The organism is Jiangella asiatica (assembly GCF_004349065.1).
Lineage (GTDB): Bacteria > Actinomycetota > Actinomycetes > Jiangellales > Jiangellaceae > Jiangella > Jiangella asiatica.
The window spans coordinates 83442-102083 of record NZ_SMKZ01000010.1 but is presented as its reverse complement, the minus strand read 5'-3'; the positions used below and the strand labels follow the sequence as shown (position 1 = coordinate 102083).

Sequence of the window (18642 nt, the reverse complement as noted above, 5' to 3'; positions counted from 1 at the left end):
CACCATCACCTCGCGCCGGCCCAGCGCCAGCACCGTGGGCGTACCAGCGCAGCGCGGCCGCGGTCAGCTCGGCGTCGTCGGCGTCGAGGTTGCCGCGCTGGAAGACGAGCTCGACCAGCCGCCGCGATCAGCACGACGCGGGTGAGGTGCTCGGCCGACGCCGCCTCGGCCGGGCTGAACCCGGGCGCCAGCACCGCGACGATCTCACCCGCGAGCAGCGGATCACCAGGGTCGCTGCGCCGGGCGCCGTCGTCGCCGGTGGCCTGCCGGGACAGCACCGGTACCGCGGCCTTCGCCATGGCGCCCGCCAACAGCCCGAGCGCGACGACGTAGCCGTCCAGCTCGCCGCCGGCACCGAACACCGCCGCGATGACGACGTCGCGGGCCAGCGCTCAGCACCGTCGACACCCCGGTCGGCACGGTGACGAGGACAGTCGCTCCGGCGATCCAGCCGGGGGCGGCGATCCATGACGATGCGGCGAATCTAGTGCCTTGAGCTGCGACCCCCGGTGATCACTCGTCGAACTCGCCCGGGCCGTTGACCCGCCACTGCTCGCCGGCCGGCTCCTCGATGTCGCCGACCGGGATGCCGAAGCTGACGACGTCGGCGTTGCGACGGCTGATGCCCCACAGCGTGGAGTTCCGCCCGGCGTCGTCCCAGGCGATGCCCTGCCCCTCGATGCCGGGCAGACTGACGGTGGCGACCCAGGTCAGCTCGCTGCCTGCGGCCGGAAGGTCCATGACGTACGCCTCGGGCAGGTCGTGGCCGGTCAGCCAGAGCCGGCCGTCCGGTCCCCACGAGCCGCCGGAGTTGCTCATGTCCTCGAACCGGTCGAGGATCGGCTTCGGGATCGTCCACGACTCCACCACCTGGAAGTCGTCGTCCAGCTTCACCACCTGGGTGTTGTACGTCTCGCCGTACGGCACGTCCGAGCCGTCGCGCAGCCGGTCGTAGTTGGCGAACGTCGCCCACCAGGCGCCGTCGTGCCGGTCCAGCCAGGTCAGCGAGCCGCGGTGGATGCCGAAGCTGTGGGTGCCGATGTGCTCCATGGTTCGGGTGTCGAAGATCTCGATGGAGCTCTCCATCGGGTACTCCGAGTAGTTCGAGTGCGCGGCGTACAGCCTCCCGTTGACGACGACGCCACTGTCCAGGTGCTCGATCGGGCCGCCCTCCGCGCCGGCGAACTGCAGCAGCGGCTCGCCGCTGACGCGGTCGTGCTTGGTGATGGTCCGGTTGTTCACCGCGTAGAAGTGCCGCCGGTCGACGGCGACGCCCTGGTTGGCGTCGAACGCGTCGTACCGGGCGAACTCAGCGCCGGGGATCACCTGGTTTGTCGCGGGCGTGGCGGCGTCGGTCATGGTGGCGTCGGAAGCGGCCTGGGCCGAGACCAACACCGTACTCAGCACGAGGGCGGTCGCAGCGACCCCCAGAGCGGTCGCGGCCGTGGTGCGGGGGATCATGTCGACCTCCGGAGGGGTGGGTGGCGGATGAAGGCTGGGATGGAACAGAAGCCTCGAACCCACCCGAATCCGGCGCGGGAACATCCCCCAGCGGGCCGGTGAAACATCCATGAACGCCCGCCCGCCATCACCTAAGTCAGGTCCAGTGGCGCGCGACGCCGGACCAGTGCCGGCCCGCCGCGGAACCGTCGAGCGCCGCCGCCGCGAAAGCGTCGACCTCGCCGAGTACCTCGGCGAAGCTCTCGGGCAGGCGGTCGTCCAGGCCGAGGCGGTTGCGCCACGCCCGCCACCTCGATTGGGCGAGGTCGGCGAAGCCGTCGAGGTCGACCGTGGCTCTGTGGAGCTCTGTTCCGCGATGCTCGGCCACTCGCCTGATCGCCACGACGAGCTCCGTGCCGTCCTGGTCGTGGCGGCGCGACAGCAGGTAGACATCGGCGAAGTCGCGCCAGCGGGTGTTCGCAGCCCCTCGTTCGGCGGCGGTGACGAGCTTCTCCGCGAACACCATGCTCAGCGGGTAGCCCAGGAGGCGTATCGATCCGCCGAGCAGCCGGGGCAGCTCGATCGGGCGCGGTGCCGGCCAGATCGGGTCGCCGACATTGACGTCCACGTGGAAGCGCATCCGGGCCCGATCGAGCGAGCAGGGCATCGTGACCCGGATGCCGCCGTACAGCTCGTCGTCGCGGATGGCCGTGGCGGTAGCGGCGCCGTGGTCGAAGGCAAGACCGTCGTCGACATGGACCGCGGCGACTCGGCCGAGGGCATGGAGGACGCTCTGGGCGTCACGGTCGAGGTCGAGGGCCGCGACGTCGATGTCGCGGGTGGGGCGCCGGGTGTCGAAGGCCGCCAGCAGCACGCCGCCTTTGAGGATCAAGCGATCGGCGAGCGGCGACGTCCGCAGCCTGTCGAGGAACCCCTCGAGGACGTAGAGCTGTAGCACCTCGCCGGTGTCGCGACCGGTCGCGCGGGCGTGGCGGCGCAGGTCCAGGTAGGCGCGTCCCCCGGCCGTGGCTCTCGTGGGGCGGCGGCCGGGGGATGTCGTCACAGCAGAACCTCCAGTGCGTGCCGGATGCTCGGGAGCGTCCGGGGGAAGTGTCCGGCCATCGTCAGCAGCGTGCTGGGTTGTGAGCCACGCCGGCTCAGCCAGCGGCGTAGTGCCTCGTATGCCTCGTCCGAGCCGGTCAGGTGTCGCAACCGGAAGGTGTCGACGATAGTTCTCTCCGCGTTGTATAGGCCGAGCTGCAGCTGACTGTCCACTCGCCTCCTTATGCGGCCGAGCTCGAATGTCTCGGCGGCGAAGGCGTGCCATGTCACCGGCCCGGTGGTTGATGGGAACCGGCTGCCCCGCGGCAGCGCCAGGTGGGGCGCCGTCGGGATGGCGTCGCTCAGGTCGTGCTCGACCAAAGCGCTGGTCAGGCACAACGTCGCCAGGGGCGCGCGGACGGCAACTTCGGTGAGCGTCGGGTCGGTGAGTACCGCGTCGACCCGACGATAGAGCCCTCGGCCCAGCGGCTCGACGATGCCGGCGCCGCGGAGGCCGTACAGCCCGCGATGGCTGAGGCCCGCCTGGCGGGCCTGGGTGTACGTGAACGTCGGGGGTAGCTGCCGGAGAAGGTCCAGGGCGCGCTCGGCGGTACGGGTCGAGGCTCCGGTCGACCCGTTGGCTGAGAGCCCCTCAGGCGCCACGAGAGGAAGTGTATACATCAGGAGGGGAGGTGTCTACGGTTCCTCCCCGCTGACCCCGGCGCCGACGCCGTCGCGGGACCAGGACGGTCTGGCACGACCGAGCGTCAGAGGGCGAGCTTCATGCCTTCGTGGCTGGCGACGAAGCCGAGGCGGAGATAGAAGCGGTGCGCGTCGACGCGGGTCTTGGCGCTGGTGAGCTGGACCATCACGCACCCGCGCGCCCGTGCCCGCTCGATGGCCCAGGCCATCAGCTGCCAGCCGACGCCGGTGCCGCGCCGGTCCGAGTGGACCCGCACGGCCTCGACGAGGCAGCGCTCGGCGCCGTGCCGGCCGAGGCCCGGGATGAACGTCAGCTGCATGCAGGCGATCACCTGGCCGCCGTCGTCGCCGACGATCAGGTGGTTGCGTGGGTCGGCGTCGATGCTGGCGAAAGCTTGCTCGTACCTCTCGTCGACGGTGCCGGCGTCGCGGGACTTGCCCAGGACGTCATCGGCGAGCATGGCGACGATGGCCGGCAGGTCGGCCCGAGTTGCCTCGCGGAAGGTCAGGGAACGAAGCTCGGTCACTCTACTCACCCTAGGCGGGCGGCATGACCTGCTTGGGCTGGGTGAGCCGCCAGTGGTTGCCGAACGGGTCGCGGAAGGCGGCGTCGATGCCGTAGAACCGCTCCGTCGGCTCCTCGATGAACTCCACGCCCTTGGCCTTCAGCTCACGGTACGTGGCCCAGCAGTCCTGGGTCCGGAACGCGCCCGGCCCGAGGTACCCCGTCGCCACCAGGGTGCGGATCTGCTCGGCCAGCTCGCCGTCGAGCAGCGGCGGTCCCGGGAGGACGAGCATCAGCGGCACGTCCGGGCTCTCGGGCGGGTGGACGACGAACCAGTGGAAGCCGTCCTGGATGACGTCGTAGGCGACCTCGAAGCCGAGGGCGTCGACGTAGAACGCGCGGGCGACGTCCATGTCCAGGACGTTGACGCACACCAGCGCGATACCGCTGATCATTGGAGACCTCCTCGCCGTGGCCGGCCCGTCATGCGCGCCGGCCGGCGAACTCCGCGACGACCGGCGTGATGGCGTCCGGAGCCACATTGTGGTCCTGGCCGTCCAGCACGTCGAACCGGGCACCGGGAACGGCGGCAGCGGCCCGCCTGGCCGCCTCGACCATGAACGGCGGGCTCGCCGACCCGGCCAGCACCAACGTCGGCACGGTGATCACGCCGAACCGCTCGGCCGGGACTGTGTTGTCGCCCATGATCGCGGCGTCGTAGGCCAGCGTCGGAGCCAGGCTGAGGCCGGCGGCCCAGTACGGCGACTGCCGCGCGCCGGCGATCGCCTCGCCGGGGAGGCCGACCTGGCGCATGAACAGCGCGAGTGCGTCGTCCAGCCGGTCGGCGCCGAGCAGCTCGGTGAGCCGGGCCGTGTACGCGGCGGCCTGCTGGACGCCCTCCGGGTCGATGCTGAACGGCGGCTCCCACATGATCAGCCGGGTGACCGGCAGGCCGGAGGCGGCCGCCTCGGCGGCCAGCACCGCGCCCGAGGAGAGGCCGAGCAGCGCGGCCGTCCCGCCGGCGGCCTCGATGAGGGCGTGCAGGTCCTCGACCTCGCGGGCGACGGCGTACGGCGCGGTGTCGCCGCTGTCGCCGCGGCCGCGCCGGTCGTGGTTGAGGACGGTGAAGTGCTCCGCCAGCGCCTTGGCGAGCGGCGCGTCGATGGCACGGTCGCAGGAGGCGCCGGCGACGACGATGATCGGCGGACCCTCGCCGAGCTGGTCGAACGCGATCGGGGTGCCGTCCTTGGACGTGATCCCCTCCATGGGGTGCTCCTGTCTGTCCCGGCCGCGGCGGGTCCGCGGCCGCTCGTCCTCGACGATAGGAACGGTGCGGTACGCTGGGCTTCTCCAAAACTGCTCAGTCGCGTGGGTGCGCCGACGGCGTCGACGGCCGCGGTCGCGTCCACATGCGGACGTAGCAGGTCGGGACCGCGGCCAGGGCGTCGAGACGGTGCCGGGCGCGGTACCCGCTCGGGCTGTCGCCGACGAAACGCCGGAACTGCGTGCTGAACGACCCGAGGCTGGTGAACCCGACCGCGAGGCAGATCTCGGTGACGGTGAGGTCTCCGCCGCGCAACATCGCGGTGGCCCGCTCCATCCGCCGGCTCATCAGGTACTGGTGCGGCGTCTCCCCGAACGCGGCCTTGAAACTGCGGCTGAAATACGCCGGCGACACCGACGCGCTGCGAGCGAGCGCGGCGACGTCGAGCGGCTCGGCGAACGCGCGGTCGATGAGGTCGCGCACCCGAAGCAGGTGCCGGGCGAGCGGGACCGCCGGCGGACTCACGCTTCTATCTTCTCGCACGACGCCGCAGCGTCAGCCGACGGCGACCGCCTCGATCTCCAGTAGCCACTCTTCGGCGTAGATGTCGGCGATGATGATCGTGAGCGCCGGCGCGTGGTCGCCGAGCACCTCCTGCCGGATGCGGCTGTTGGCCTCGCGGTGGCGGCGGTCGGAGAGGTACGTCGTCACCTTCGCCAGGTTCGGCACGCCCATGCCGGCTTCGTCCAGCACGGCAAGCACGTTTCGCCAGACGAGTCGGCACTGGCTCTCGAAGTCCGCGGGCAGCTCGCCCTCGCGCGACCACGGCACTTGGCCGCTGACGAACACCGTCCGGCTGGCCTCGGTGACCAGGGTGCCGTGCGTGTAGTTGCCGATGGGCGCGGGCAGCACTGCGGGGGCGAGCGGCTGGATGGTCACGATGTCTCCTTCACGGCGTCGTGGTGGCCGGCGACGTGCATGACGGTGTAGTAGACGCACTCGGCGCCGCCGGGGTTGGCGAAGGCGTGGACGCGGTCGCCGGCGTAGTAGATGGCGTCACCGGCGCCGAGCTGGTGCTCCGCGCGGTCGAGGGTGACGGTGAGCTCGCCGGACTCGACGGCGACGTACTCGCGCGAGCCGGGTGCGTGTGCGGCGAACTCGCCGACGACGACGCGGGCGGGCACCGTCGTCCGGATGAACTCGAACTCCACCCCGGGCAGGCTGGGGGAGAGGATGCGTCGCTGCCAGCCGGCGCGGTCGGTGACGGCCGGCTGGACCGCGGCCGGCACCACGACGACGTCGCCGGGCCGGTCCTCGCCGAGCAGCCGTGACACAGTGACGCCCAGCGCCGTCGCCAGCCGGGCGAGAACCAGGACGGTGGGCAGCTTCGCACCCCGCTCGACGTCGGAGATCATGCTCCGGCTGACGCCGCTGGCCGCCGCGAGCGCGTCGAGACTGAGCCCGCGGGCCTGCCGGATCGCCCGCAGCTGGGCGCGAAGCGCGCGGGTCAGGTCGTCGTCTGGGCGGGCCACGCCTCCACTATAGTGGAACCGCAACCGCTATAGCGCCCGGCCGCAGGTCAGGTTCGTGGAGCGGGCTCCGCCGCAGAAGCGGTGGCGCTGCCGAGTAGAGCGAGCGCCCGCTCCGACGGGCTGCCGGGTTCGGCGTGGTAGACCACCAGCAGCTGCCCGGGTGCGCTGGCGATGGCCAGCGTCTCGTACGAGAGGGTCAGCTCGCCGACCATCGGGTGCACGAACCTCTTGACGCCGGCGGTCTTGGGGCGAACGTCGTGGCGGGCCCAGAGGCGGCGGAAGTCGTCGCTCTTGAGCGACAGCTCGCCGACCAGCTCGGTGAGCCGCGGCTCGTCCAGATCGGCGCCCGCGGCGGCCCGCAGGCTGGCGACGGTCTCCTGCGCGACGGTGTCCCAGTCGGGGTAGATGTCGCGGGCGGCTGGGTCGAGGAACACCGCCCGCACCTGGTTGACACCCGGCGCGGAGCACGAGTTCACCGTGAGTGCCAGCGGGTTCGCGGCCAGCACGTCGAGGTACCGGCCGAGCACCATGGCCGGCGTGTTCGGCCAGCTCTCCAGCAGCCGCAGCGTACCGGTGCCGACTTTCTCCGGGCGGCTGGGCGACCGGCGGCGCGGCTGGGCCGGCCGGGCCAGCTCGCGCAGGTGCGCCGCGGCGTCGTCGTCGAGCCCGAACACCCGCGCCAGCGCCTCGAGCACCTGCTCCGAGGGATGCTTGTCGCGGCCCTGCTCGAGGCGGACATAGTAGTCGGCGCTGACGCCGGCCAGCATGGCGACCTCTTCGCGGCGAAGGCCCGGCACCCGCCGACGGCCCCAGCCCGCGGGCAGGCCGACGTCCTCGGGCCGGGCCAGCTCGCGCCGGGCGCGTAGGAAGTCGCCGAGCCGGGTGTCGGTATCCGCCATGCTCGCGAGGCTAGTACGGGTGCCGCGCGGGAAGGGTGGTCCCGCGACTACCAGGGTCCGGACTCCTGGGCGTCGCGGGAGCTGGTTGGACGTCGCCGCCGGCCGCACCGTGGAGGCATGACAGCACACACCAACGCACTGACCGGCCGCGTCGCGGTCGTCACCGGAGCTACCAGCGGGATCGGCGAGGCCACGGCCCGGCGCCTGGCCGCCGACGGCGCGTCCGTGGCCGTCCTCGGCCGTCGGGAGAGCCGGCTGAAGGAGCTGGCCGACGAGATCCGCGCGCTCCCCGTCACCACCGACGTCGCCGACCGCGACGCCGTCGAGCGGGCCGCGGCGGCGATCCGGTCCGAGCTCGGCCGGGTCGACCTCGTCGTCGCGAACGCCGGCGTCATGCTCGCAGCGCCGTTCGAGTCCGCGCAGACCGGCGAGTGGGACCAGATGATCGCCACCAACGTCAACGGCCTGCTCTACACCGGCCGCGCCTTCGCCGACGACCTCATCGCCGCGGCGGCCGACGGGCGGGCGGCCGACCTCGTCCACGTCGGCTCGATCGGCGGGCACGGGATCTTCCCGCAGTACGTCGTGTACGCCGCGACGAAAGCCGCCGTCGCCCACCTCACCCGCAACCTGCGCGCCGAGCTCGGCCCCCGCCGGGTCCGCGTGAAGAACGTGGAGCCCGGGCTCGTCACCACCGAGCTCGGCGACGGCATGCTCGACACCGGCAACAAGGATCACCTGGAGCGGTGGCGGGCCTCCATCGAGTCGCTGCGGTCGGAGGACATCGCCGACGCGATCGCGTTCGCCGTCGCCGTCCCGCCGCGGGTCAACGTCGCGGAGCTGATCGTCGTACCCACCGAACAGGGCTGACCCGGCCGTTCGCCGACGAGAGAGGGAGCGGTGCGCCGCGCCCCTCTCCCGGCGCACACTGGGACCAGGTTTCGTCGGCATCGGGGGAGGCGGATGTCATGAGCATCGACGTCACGGAGCACCGGATCATCCCCGTGCCGGTCGACCAGGTGGCCCGGTACGCGATGGACCACCGGCACGACCACGAGTGGACCCAGGGCATCCGCATCGCGGCGCTGACGAAAGCGTCCCCGGCCGGCGGCTTCGGCGTCGGCGCCCAGGTGACCCGCACCGCGTACTTCCTGGGCCGCCGGATCGACTACGTCCTCGAGGTGGACGCGTACCAACCGCCCGGCCTGCTGGACATGGTGTCGGTGCTCGCGCCGATGCCCATGCGGGTCACCTACCGGTTCCAGCCACGGGCCGGCGCAACACACGCCAGCATCCGGGTCCGCGGCGGCGGCGGCCGGTATCGCCTCCTTGGTCCGCTGTTGAGCCTGCAAGTGCGCCGCAGCCTCCGCCGTGACCTGCGCGACTTGCAGCGTCAGGTGGTGGCCCGCCGCTCGTGAGCCCGCCTACTCGATGTGCGCCGGGTGAAGGTCATGCATACCGCGACCTTGGCTACATGTTGCATGGAAAGTCGCGGCCAATTCCGGTCGCGCCGGCGGAGTGAAAAAGAACGTCGCCATTCTAGCGGAGCATGCCCAGCCGTAGTCGCCGCGTGGCGCGCTGGAGTTCATCGGATCAAATGTCCCTCGACCCTTCCCAGACGCTGTCCGTTTACCGAGGTTTCATTGATATCGACTGGTGAGGCCGTTTGTTGATCTTTAAGCGCGATTTCTCACTATATGATGGACCTACCGTTGAGCGTTGAGTCTGGGGCGGAACATGGCGCGACGGAAGAACGGTCCCATCGACGAACCCAAACCGCCCGCGCCGCGGGCGCGCGACGAACGACAGTCTCGCGCGGCGCGGCGGATGCCTGGGCAGCCCGGCGCCGAAAATGAGCCCCGTGGGGGTCCGTCGCAGGGCTCGGCCACGCCGGCCGGCGGGCGGGCACAGGTCCGCGCCGCCGTGCAAGCCGACCGCGAGCGCCGGGAGGAATACATCCGCCAGCAGCAGGCCGAGGCAGCGGATCTGACCAGCGCCATCACAGCCCGGCTGGTCGAGCTGGACACCGTACTCGTCGAGGGCCTCAACCACCACGGGCCGTTCTCACTCGACCAGCTCCGCCACGCCTACCGCCCGTGGCCGTTCATCCCGGACCGGGCCTTGGTGACGCCGGGCGAGGCGCCCCGCTGGGAGGATTACGCGCCGCGCTCCACTGCCTGGCCGGCCCGCCTGGTCACCGCAGGGCGGCGGCGGGCGACCGTGCTGGCAAGGGAGCGATTCGAACGCGAGACTGCAGCCTTCCGCGGCCGCGAGGAGCGGCGGCTGGCCGCGCTCGCCGCCGCGGCCAGCGAGCACGCCATCTCCGAGGCCTTCCGGCGAGAGCAGATCCTGCGGCACAACGCTCGTGTCGACACGCTGCGGCTGGGCGTCGACGCGAGAGAGCCGCGAGCCGTCGAGGGCTATGTCGGGTTGCTTCTCGAGGCCTCGACACTGCCGGATGGCGTACCCCCCACTGTCGAGGTTGCCTACCAGCCGCGGGACCGGCGCCTGCTGGTGATCCGCGAGCTGCCCGACGTCGACATCGTCCCGTCGGTCCGCGAGTACGCCTACAACCGGGCGCTGGACCGGATCAGCGCGAAGCGGCGGCCGGCCAAGGAGATCCAGCAGCTCTATGCGGGACTGGTAGCCCAGCTCGTCCTGCGCACGATCCGCGAGGTCTTCGAGGTGCGGCCGGCCGGCCTCGTCGCCGAAGTCGCCGTGAGTGGCCACGTCACGACCCGTAACAAGGCCACCGGCCACACTGAGCGACCCTGCCTGGTCAGCGTCGCGGCCACACGAGACAAGTTCGGCGCGCTCGTGCTCACCGAGCTGGACCCGCGGGAATGCCTACGTCACCTCGACGCCGTCGTCTCGCCAGACCCACGCGAGCTCGAGGCGGTTCGGCCGATCTTCGACCCGGACCTGTCGAAATACCGCACGGTCGAGGCCCGCGACGCCGTCGCCGTGCTGGACGGCCGGCCGGTCCTGCTCGAGTTGCCGCCGACCCGGTTCGAGCAGCTGATCCGGCAGCTCTTCGAGGCGATGGGTATGACCGCCTGGGCGACCCAGTCCTCGCACGACGGCGGCGTTGACGCGGTCGCTGTCAACGCCGACCCGATCATGGGAGGGGTGTGCGTCATCCAGGTCAAGCGTTACCGCGGCGTCGTCCCCGTCGACGCGGTTCGCGCCCTGGCCGGCGTCATGGACGACACTCGGGCCAGCCGCGGGGTGCTCGTCACCACGTCCTGGTTCGGGAAAGCCAGCAAGGAGTTCGCGACCCGGCACGGACGTATCCAGCTCATCGACGGCGGGCAGGTCAAACAGCTGCTGGCCGACCACCTGGACCTGCAGGTCACCGTCGGCCGGCTCAAGTCGCGGTAGCGGCACTTGCGTACACCGATTCGCGAACCGGCTGAGATCATACGCATAATGATCTTGCGTTCGGGCGATTTCTCCGCCACTGTCATCCGTGACGATCTGGTTCTTCGGGGCAAGGAGGATCTGCCGGATGAAGCGTGCGTTCCGTGTCATCGTCGCTGTCGGACTCTTGCTCCTCGGCTTCGCCGCGCCGGCCGCGGCCGGAGGCGACTCCGCGGCGCCATCCGGTGCCAGTGACATCTCGGTCATGGCCGGGCCGTGCGGCTCGTCCTACCGGCACATCGGGCACTATCCGATCAGCAACGGCTCCCAGGTGCTGGCCTACATGGACGTGTACTGGTCATCGACGGCGAAGCGGAACTGCCTCGTCACCAACCACGCCTCGCCCACCTACGGCGTCTCGCTCTACACCCAGGCCACCATCCGGCCCAGCGGCTACAGCTGGCCCAGCTGCCCGAGCAGTACCGGCTGCGACGGTGGCCGCTACAGCTACTACGCCGGTCCCGTGTACACGCCGGCCGGGGTCGACATGTCCAACCGCTGCCTCGACATCACCGGCGTCATCGACTGGGCTCAGCGCACGCTGACCCGCATCCACTGCGGCTGAGGCGGCCGGAGACCGGTGGACGCCGGCCGGCCCGGCCCGGTATATGGGTCCGTGTTCGCCGTGAAGACGCACGATGACGAGGTCGACGTCGACTCCGCTCTCGTCGCGCGGCTGGTCGCGCGCCAGTTCCCCGGGTGGGCGGGCCTCCCGCTCCGCCGCGTCGCCTCGGGTTGAAGGCGTCATCGCGCGCGCGTCGTCGTCGCCGGGTCGTCGACCTGCAGCTCCGGCCGCTGGGAGGTCAGGACGGCCCGGTGCGGCGCGGCCGGCCAGAACCGCTCGATGTCGCCGGCGAGCCGCGCCACCAGTGCGCTCACGTCGTCGCCGGCGCCGTCGTGCAGGGCCTCGGCGACGATGAGCACCCGCGACGTCGAGGGTCGGACCGTGGACCAGCCGCTCTGCTTGTGGGTCCAGCGGCGGGCATGTGCGCGGCCGGCATCGTCGGCGAAGATCACCTCCCCGGCGGCGGGGTGCTCGATCTCTCCGACGAACGTCGCGTACTCCTCGTCGCCGCGGGCGTAGCGCACTTCCAGGTCGCCGACGACACGGTCGCGGTCGATGACGGCGACCGGGATCGCCGCGGCGGCCGAGGCGGCGTTGCAGAGGTCGACGAGGGGATGGATGCGCGGCAGGTCACCCGCCTTGGCGAGCCGGCGCAGCAGCGACTCGGCGGCGCAGCGGTACTGCGTCGGCTTCAGTCCCATCGCGGCGAACGCCCGCCGCCACGCCTGGATCTCCGGCTGCTGACCAGGCCCGTCAACCGCGAGCCGCTCGAGCGCGGCGTGCTGGTCCGCAGCGAACCGCTCGTCGATGCCGCGCCTGTCGGCGACGGCCTCCAGCCCAACCCCGTCGGCGGCGACGACCCCGGCGGCGAGCCCGGGATGGGCAGCCCGGAGCTCGGGCGCATGACGGAACCGCACAGTGGCACACCTTTCCGGTAGACGACCTGTCGCCGGCCATGCTGCCCGGCCGTCGCCGCGGACGACAGGGCCAGACCGGTGCGCGTGCACTGGGCCAGGCCGAAGGTCAGGTCGCCGGGGTCACGTCGATCAGGACCTTGCCGACCGTCGCGGTCTCCACCGCCCGGTGCGCCGCCGCTGCGTCCTCCAGCGCGAAGCGGTGCAGCGGCAACCCGGCCTCCTCGCCGACGCGAAAGGCGCCCGCGGCGACCGCGGCGTTGACGTCGTCGCCGGCTGCGCGGAGACGGTCCCAGCCGAGCGTGTAGAGCAGCACGAACTGCAGCCGGGCGTTCAGCCCCATGAACCGGCGGACCTCGGGCGCGAACGGCCGGTCGCCGTTGTTGGCGTAGACCGCGATGGTGCCGAGCGGTTTGAGGACGGCGAGGTCGGCCTCGGCGTTGGCGCCGATGGCCACCTCGACGACGATGTCGATGCCCTCCGGCGCGACCTCGCGGACCGCGGCGGCGACGTCCTGCGTGGTGTAGTCGACGACGTGGTCGGCGCCGGCCGCACGGGACAGCACCGCCTTCGCCGAGCTGCTCACCGTGGTGACGACGGTGGCGCCGGCCCAGCGGGCGAGCTGGATCGCGGCGTTGCCGACGGCGCCCGCCCCGCCGGCGACCAGCACCGTCCGCCCGCCGAGCGCGCCGGGCCGCAGCCGCGCCGGCCCGTCCTCGGCGATGGTGAGCGCACGATGCGCGGTGATGGCCGGGATGCCGACGCCGGCGCCGAGGTCGAAGCCGGCGTTGTCGGGCAGCTGGAACACCCGCTCGACGGGGACGACGGTGAACTCCTGCGCGGTGCCGCTGGTCGGGCGCTGGTACGCGGCGAGGGTCGCCCACGCGCGATCGCCCGCGGTCAGCCCGTCGACCCCGTCGCCGATCGCGTCCACGACACCAGCGCCGTCCTGGTTGGGCACGGCCTCGGAGTCGTCGACCGCGCCGTAGCCGCCGCTGCGGGACTTCCAGTCGGTCGGGTTCACCCCCGACACGACGACGCGCAGCCGCACCTCGCCCGGACCCGGTTCGGGGACCGGCCGGTCGGTGAGCTGGAGGACGTCGGCGGGGCCGGAGCCGTGGTGAACGATCGCCTTCATGCGGTGATTGTCTCCCTCGGAGCGGGTTGATGGCGCGTGGTCGGGCTTCACGGTCGAAGTCGACCGCTAGCGGCCATACATCGTGGCTCAAGCGGCGAATTCGACCGTGAAGCAGCACAGCGCCTCAGCGCGGGTCGCCGTCGACCTTCACCTGGACGTCGCGGGCCGCCTGGTCCAGCAGGCGCCGCATCGCGGTCTCGGCGGTGTCGGGGTCGCCGGCGGCCACCGCGTCCAGGACGGCGCGGTGCGCCGACACCGACTCCTTCCACGTCCCGCGTCCGTGCACCAGCACGTCGCGGGCGCGCAGGCCGGTCTCGATGACCAACTCCAGCCGCCGCAGCAGCTCGTTGTGGCTGGCGTGGAGCAGCGTCCGGTGGAACCGGAGGTCGGCCTCGACGACGTCCACCGGGTCGGCGGTCGTGTCGTCGAGCAGCGCCAGCGTCTCGCGCATGACCTCCAGCTCGTCCTCACCGCGGCGCCGGGCGGCCAGCCGCGCACCGGCCGGCTCGACGATCTCGCGGACCTCGGCGAGGTCCTGCAGGAACGTCTCGTCGCCCGGCTCCTGGAACTGCCAGCGCAGCAGGTCGGGGTCGAGCAGGCTCCACGCCTCCCGCGGCAGCACGTAGGTGCCGCGCTTCGGCCGCGCGTCCACCATGCCCTTCGCGGCCAGCACCCGCATGGCCTCCCGGATGACCGTCCGGCTCGCGTCGTACTCGCGCTCCAGGTACGCCACGTCGAGCGTCTGTCCCGGTGCCAGCTCGCCGGAGACGATGCGCGAGCCGATGCCGTCCACGGCGATGCCGTGCATACCCCGTCGCGACTGTGCCCCCATGTCGCACCCCTTCGCCGTTCCTCGCCGCCGGCGGTAGCCAGGGCACCTTCTCAGGATCGCGCACGTCGCGGCCAGGTTCGGGCACCAGTGCGCCGAGTCGGTCCGCGAACGCATCCGTAACTTATCATTTGAAAATCTTGTATGACTACTTGTGAAGGTCCGAGGCGAGGACCGGAACTCGATTTCGGCGGTGTCGTAGGGGCCGTGCGCCGGCCGCGGGTGATGGCCGGATGCGGTCATCCTGACGGCTGGCCGTTGCTCGCCGCGCGGCCGGCCTCGTACTGTGCGCGACATCGGCATCCGCATGCAGAACCACATCTGAATATCTAGTCGTTCGCGGATTCTGGCCTGGTCCGGCTCATCGAGCTCGTGAAAGGAGCCCAGCTTCATGACCGAGGTGTCGCATCCGGCGGACGGCCTGTCTCGTCGCCGCTTCCTGCAGGTCACCGCGGCCGGCGTGACCGGACTGGCCGCCGCCGGTTCGACTGTCGGTCCGATGGCCCGGGCGGCCGCGGCGGCGGAGGCGGTGTCCGTCGGGTCGTTGTCGGTGGCGGGCCGGTTCGACCGGCTGCTGGGTGTGGACGACCCCGCGCCGTTGCTGGCGTGGCGGCTGGACCGCGGCACCCAGGTGGCGTACCAGATCCGGGCGGCGACGAACCCGGACACACTCGAGGCGGCGGACCTGTGGGACTCGGGCTGGGTGCGGTCGTCGAATTCCGCCGGCGTGCCGTATGCCGGCGGCGAGCTGCCGGCGCGGCAGGCGGTCGTCTGGCAGGTGCGGATCCGCGACGCCGACGGCGAGGTGTCGGACTGGAGTGCCCCGTCGACCTGGGAGGTGGGACTGCTCGCGTCGACGGACTGGGGCGCGGCGGTGTGGATTCAGCACCCCACCAGGACCGATGCCGATCCACTCCCCATCCTGGCCCGGCCGTTCACGGTGGACGCCGGCCGAACCGTCGGCCAGGCGCGCCTCTACGTGGCTGGTCTCGGCGTCTACGTCGCCACGGTGAACGGTCGCGAGGTCACCGACGCCGTGCTCTGCCCGGGCAACTCCAACCCGCAACAGTCGGTCGAGGTCGGCACTTACGACATCACCGCGTTGCTGGCGCCCGGCGAGAACACCCTGGGCATCCAGCTCGGCAACGGCATCACCAACGTCGTCGAGATCGAGAACCCGGCGGTAGGCCGCGAAGACGTGTACACCAAGTTCCAAAGCGAGGTGGCCGAGCCGACGACGCTGGCGGCCCCCGTCTCGGACGGTGCCACGACGGTCTCCGTCGCGGCCGTTGACGGTTTCGCCGTCGGCGCCACCGTGAACATCGACACCGGCGCGGGCGGCGCGGACCTGGAGTGCCGGATCATCACCGCGGTCGACGCTGCCGGTCCGGACACGATCACCATCGCCTTCGCCGAGCCGCTGGCGAAGGCGCATGCCGCCGGAGCGATGGTCACCCGCTCCGGCACCGCGAACGAGACCACCGTCGCCGTCTCCCCGCGCGTCCTGGCCCGGCTGGAGGTCGCCTATAGCGACGGCTCCGTCGAGTCGATCGTGAGCGACCCGAGCTGGCGGTGCGCCCTCGGGCCCACGGTCACCGACAACTGGTACTCCGGCAGCGACTACGACGCCCGGCGTGAGCAGCACGGCTGGGATCTGCCGGGGGCTGACCTGTCGGCGACGGCCACCCGCGGGGACGGCACGCCGACCGGCTGGATCGCCGCCGGCATCGCGCCGCCGCCGAGCCTGGCGACCCGGCTCACCTGGCGCCATGGCGAGCCCGTGACGATCGTCGACACCGTCGCCCCGGTCGAGATCACCCAGCCGGTACCGGGGACCTGGGTCGTCGACTTCGGCCAGAACTCCGCCGCCCTGTTCGAGCTCCACGTCGACGGGACGGTGCCGGCCGGCACCGTCGTCAGGGTGCAGCCGTCGGAATCGCTGAGCGCCGACGGCACCGTCGACGCCGGCAGCATGGGCTCCGACGACGACATCTTCGACACCTACACCACCGCCGGCGACCCTGACGGCGAGACCTGGCGCCCGTCGTTCGTCCACCACGGCTTCCAGTACCTCCAGGTCACCGGCCTGCCGGCGGGATATGACGTCACCACCGAGACGCTGACGGCCCTGCACACGCGCGCCTCCACAACGGTCTCCGGCGACGTGTCGACGTCCAGCGACCTGGTCAACCGGCTGCACCGGATGAGCCGCTACTCGATCGCCAGCAACATGCAGTCGATCTTCACCGACTGCCCGAACCGCGAGAAGCTCGGCTGGCTCGCGGACATGATCCAGTCGATCCAGGCGATCGACCGCAACTTCAAGATGTCGGCGTTCCTGCCCCACATGCAGCAGGTGATGCGGGAGGCCCAGCTGGTCGCCGGTCCGAACGCCGGCCTGGTGCCCGCACACACGCCGGAGTTCCCGATCTTCGACGGCCAATGGGCGATGTACCGCGACGACATCAACTGGGGCAGCGCGATCATCCTCACCCCGTGGTGGCTCTGGCAGCGGCACGGGGACACCGCGACAATGGACCGGCACTACGCGGCCATGGTCGACTACCACGACTACGTGCGGACCATGCAGGCCGGAGCCGACGGCGTGGGCGAGCACCTGGTCGACGGCCCACTCAAGGACTGGGTGGCCAGCGACGAGAGCACGCCCGGCGTCCTGGTCGGCACCTACGGCTACTACCTCATGACCGACCGGCTGGCCCAGATGGCCGCGGAGCTGGGCAAGGACGGCGACGCCCAGCGGTTCGGTGTCCTGGCCGCCGACATCGCCGCCGCGTTCAACGCCCGCTTCTTCAACGACTCCCTGCGCACGTACACCAACGACGGCAACGCCGGCACGACCGGGACGCAGGCGGCGAACGCCCTGGCCCTCGACGCCGGCCTGGTGCCCGCCGGGTCGGAACAGGACGTCCTGGACAACCTGGTCGAGCGGATCTACGCCTACCATCCGAATGGTGGCGGGCCGCACTTGAGCGGCGGCACGATCTCGCTCGGGCCGACCTTCCGGTCGCTGAGCGACGCCGGCCGCGACGACGTCATCTGGGAGCTGCTGCACGAGACCACCCGGCCCAGCTACGGGTCGTTCATGCTCCCGTCCGTCTTCAACCCGCACGGGATGACCACGGTCCCCGAGCACTGGTACGCGCCGGAACGGAACTCGTCGCTGAACCACATCATCCTGCTGCAGATCGACGAGTGGTTCAGCACCGGCCTCGCCGGCATCCAGCACGTCCCCGACGCGATCGCCTACGAGCAGGTGGTGGTGAAGCCGCGCCTGGTCGGGACGGCGACCCTCCCGCTCACCCACGTCGACGGCTACTTCGACGGGCCGCGCGGGCGAATCCGCAGCGCGTGGAGCATTGCCGAACAGGGCAGCCGCGACCTCTCGCTGGACGTGACGATCCCAGGGAACACCACCGCGCAGATCCACGTGCCCACGATCCGTCCCACCACCGTGCGGGTGAACGGCCGCCCCGCCCGGGCCTCCCGGGAGGTCGACTTCGAGTCCTTCGCCGACGGCTACGCCGTCTACTCCGCCGGACCCGGGAGGTACCGGATCACCGCACAGCTGCCCTGACGTCGGTACGTTCCGGGTGAGGTCCGCATACTGTGCTGATGCGACAGGTCACGGTGCTCGGAAGCTGCGGCGCCTATCCGGAGCCGGGCCGGGCATGCAGCGGTTTCCTGGTGGAGTGGGACGGCTTCCGGCTGGTGCTCGATCTCGGCTACGCGGCCCTGCCACGGTTGCTGGCTCGTTGCCCGGACGGAGCCGTGGACGCCGTGGTGATCTCCCACGAACACCCGGACCACTGCATCGACCTGCACGGGCTGTTCCGGATGCGCCTCTACGGCGGCGTGGACCGCTCCCCGCTACCGCTGTACTGCACGCCAGGTGTGCTGGCTCGCCTGGGTGGGCTTGAGCCCGATGCGGACCTGCATGCCGTGTTCGACGTCCACGAGCTACCGGGAAGCCATCGGGTCGGTCCATTCGAGCTCAGCGGCGCCCTGCTGCCCCATTACGTGCCCAACGTCGGCATACGTCTGCAGACCGACCAGGTGGCGCTCGCCTACACCGGCGACACCGGCCCGGACCCGCTACTCGCCGAACTCGGTCGCGAGGTCGACCTGTACATCGTCGAAGCCACCGACAGGGAAGGTGAGCGACAACAGATCCACCGCAACCTGCTCTCGTCCGAGGAAGCGGGACACTGGGCCACCGAGGCAGGCGCCCGCAAGTTGATGCTCACCCACTTCTGGCCGGGCAACGATCGGGAGGCGGCCGCGATCGCGGCACGGTCGACCTTCGACGGCGACGTGATCACCGCCGAAGAAGACCTCGTCGTCCCCATCGGTCGGCACGACCGTTGATGCTTTC

The 18642-nt window shown here is 71.4% G+C and carries 20 protein-coding genes; 6 read left to right on the top strand and 14 right to left on the bottom strand.

The features are described 5' to 3' along the window. Positions 1 to 5: 5 nt before the first annotated feature. From E1269_RS09495 to E1269_RS09445, 11 genes are all read right to left on the bottom strand, one after another. Positions 6 to 362, bottom strand: a complete 357-nt coding sequence (locus E1269_RS09495; protein WP_131893738.1) for a hypothetical protein — start codon at positions 360 to 362, stop codon at positions 6 to 8. Between the two features lie 151 nt (positions 363 to 513). After that, complete coding sequence (locus tag E1269_RS09490) at positions 514 to 1461, bottom strand: hypothetical protein (RefSeq protein ID WP_203433256.1); 948 nt, start codon at positions 1459 to 1461, stop codon at positions 514 to 516. A 136-nt stretch (positions 1462 to 1597) separates the two neighbouring features. Next, positions 1598 to 2503, bottom strand: a complete 906-nt coding sequence (locus tag E1269_RS09485; protein WP_131893736.1) for a nucleotidyl transferase AbiEii/AbiGii toxin family protein — start codon at positions 2501 to 2503, stop codon at positions 1598 to 1600. Next, positions 2500 to 3144, bottom strand: coding sequence for a type IV toxin-antitoxin system AbiEi family antitoxin domain-containing protein (locus E1269_RS09480; RefSeq protein WP_203433254.1), 645 nt, complete (start codon positions 3142 to 3144; stop codon positions 2500 to 2502). The genes E1269_RS09485 and E1269_RS09480 overlap by 4 nt, the downstream gene beginning before the upstream one ends. 104 nt (positions 3145 to 3248) lie before the next feature. Then, positions 3249 to 3644, bottom strand: coding sequence for a GNAT family N-acetyltransferase (locus E1269_RS09475; protein WP_131893810.1), 396 nt, complete (start codon positions 3642 to 3644; stop codon positions 3249 to 3251). A 76-nt stretch (positions 3645 to 3720) separates the two neighbouring features. After that, positions 3721 to 4143, bottom strand: coding sequence for a VOC family protein (locus E1269_RS09470; RefSeq protein ID WP_131893732.1), 423 nt, complete (start codon positions 4141 to 4143; stop codon positions 3721 to 3723). 28 nt (positions 4144 to 4171) lie between these two features. Then, positions 4172 to 4954, bottom strand: coding sequence for an alpha/beta fold hydrolase (locus E1269_RS09465; protein ID WP_131893730.1), 783 nt, complete (start codon positions 4952 to 4954; stop codon positions 4172 to 4174). A gap of 94 nt (positions 4955 to 5048) precedes the next feature. Beyond that, the gene (locus E1269_RS09460) at positions 5049 to 5477 is read right to left on the bottom strand and encodes a helix-turn-helix domain-containing protein (RefSeq protein WP_131893728.1); all 429 of its coding nucleotides are present in this window, start codon (positions 5475 to 5477) and stop codon (positions 5049 to 5051) included. A 30-nt stretch (positions 5478 to 5507) separates the two neighbouring features. Next, positions 5508 to 5891: a RidA family protein gene (locus E1269_RS09455; protein WP_203433250.1), complete on the bottom strand. Its 384-nt coding sequence runs from the start codon at positions 5889 to 5891 to the stop codon at positions 5508 to 5510. Next, entirely contained in the window at positions 5888 to 6484 is a 597-nt protein-coding gene (locus tag E1269_RS09450) for a helix-turn-helix domain-containing protein (protein WP_131893726.1), read from the bottom strand. Before E1269_RS09450 ends, E1269_RS09455 begins: the two co-directional genes overlap by 4 nt. A gap of 47 nt (positions 6485 to 6531) precedes the next feature. Next, the gene (locus tag E1269_RS09445; protein WP_131893724.1) at positions 6532 to 7383 is read right to left on the bottom strand and encodes a helix-turn-helix transcriptional regulator; all 852 of its coding nucleotides are present in this window, start codon (positions 7381 to 7383) and stop codon (positions 6532 to 6534) included. A 117-nt stretch (positions 7384 to 7500) separates the two neighbouring features. Here E1269_RS09445 and E1269_RS09440 point away from each other — a divergent pair, with 117 nt between their 5' ends. The 4 genes from E1269_RS09440 to E1269_RS09425 all read left to right on the top strand — a co-directional run bounded on the left by E1269_RS09440 (position 7501) and on the right by E1269_RS09425 (position 11368). Further along, positions 7501 to 8253, top strand: coding sequence for an SDR family oxidoreductase (locus E1269_RS09440; protein WP_131893722.1), 753 nt, complete (start codon positions 7501 to 7503; stop codon positions 8251 to 8253). A 98-nt stretch (positions 8254 to 8351) separates the two neighbouring features. Further along, positions 8352 to 8801: an SRPBCC family protein gene (locus E1269_RS09435; protein WP_131893720.1), complete on the top strand. Its 450-nt coding sequence runs from the start codon at positions 8352 to 8354 to the stop codon at positions 8799 to 8801. A gap of 409 nt (positions 8802 to 9210) precedes the next feature. Further along, complete coding sequence (locus tag E1269_RS09430; RefSeq protein ID WP_131893718.1) at positions 9211 to 10764, top strand: restriction endonuclease; 1554 nt, start codon at positions 9211 to 9213, stop codon at positions 10762 to 10764. A 127-nt stretch (positions 10765 to 10891) separates the two neighbouring features. Then, positions 10892 to 11368 carry a hypothetical protein gene (locus E1269_RS09425; protein ID WP_203433248.1) on the top strand — a complete coding sequence of 159 codons (477 nt, stop codon included), beginning with the start codon at positions 10892 to 10894 and terminating at the stop codon, positions 11366 to 11368. A 179-nt stretch (positions 11369 to 11547) separates the two neighbouring features. Here the strand turns inward: E1269_RS09425 and E1269_RS09415 are convergent, their stop codons facing one another. The 3 genes from E1269_RS09415 to E1269_RS09405 all read right to left on the bottom strand — a co-directional run bounded on the left by E1269_RS09415 (position 11548) and on the right by E1269_RS09405 (position 14252). Next, positions 11548 to 12285, bottom strand: coding sequence for a B3/B4 domain-containing protein (locus E1269_RS09415; RefSeq protein ID WP_131893716.1), 738 nt, complete (start codon positions 12283 to 12285; stop codon positions 11548 to 11550). A gap of 106 nt (positions 12286 to 12391) precedes the next feature. Then, on the bottom strand, positions 12392 to 13420 hold the full coding sequence (locus E1269_RS09410) for an NADPH:quinone reductase (RefSeq protein WP_131893714.1): 1029 nt from the start codon (positions 13418 to 13420) through the stop codon (positions 12392 to 12394). 124 nt (positions 13421 to 13544) lie between these two features. Next, the gene (locus tag E1269_RS09405) at positions 13545 to 14252 is read right to left on the bottom strand and encodes a FadR/GntR family transcriptional regulator (RefSeq protein WP_131893712.1); all 708 of its coding nucleotides are present in this window, start codon (positions 14250 to 14252) and stop codon (positions 13545 to 13547) included. Between the two features lie 388 nt (positions 14253 to 14640). Between E1269_RS09405 and E1269_RS09400 the strand changes: the two genes are divergently transcribed. Beyond that, positions 14641 to 17844 (top strand): alpha-L-rhamnosidase, encoded by a 3204-nt coding sequence (locus E1269_RS09400; protein WP_131893710.1) that lies wholly within the window; start codon positions 14641 to 14643, stop codon positions 17842 to 17844. Between the two features lie 38 nt (positions 17845 to 17882). Next, positions 17883 to 18635: an MBL fold metallo-hydrolase gene (locus E1269_RS09395; protein ID WP_131893708.1), complete on the top strand. Its 753-nt coding sequence runs from the start codon at positions 17883 to 17885 to the stop codon at positions 18633 to 18635. The last annotated feature ends 7 nt before the right edge of the window (positions 18636 to 18642 follow it).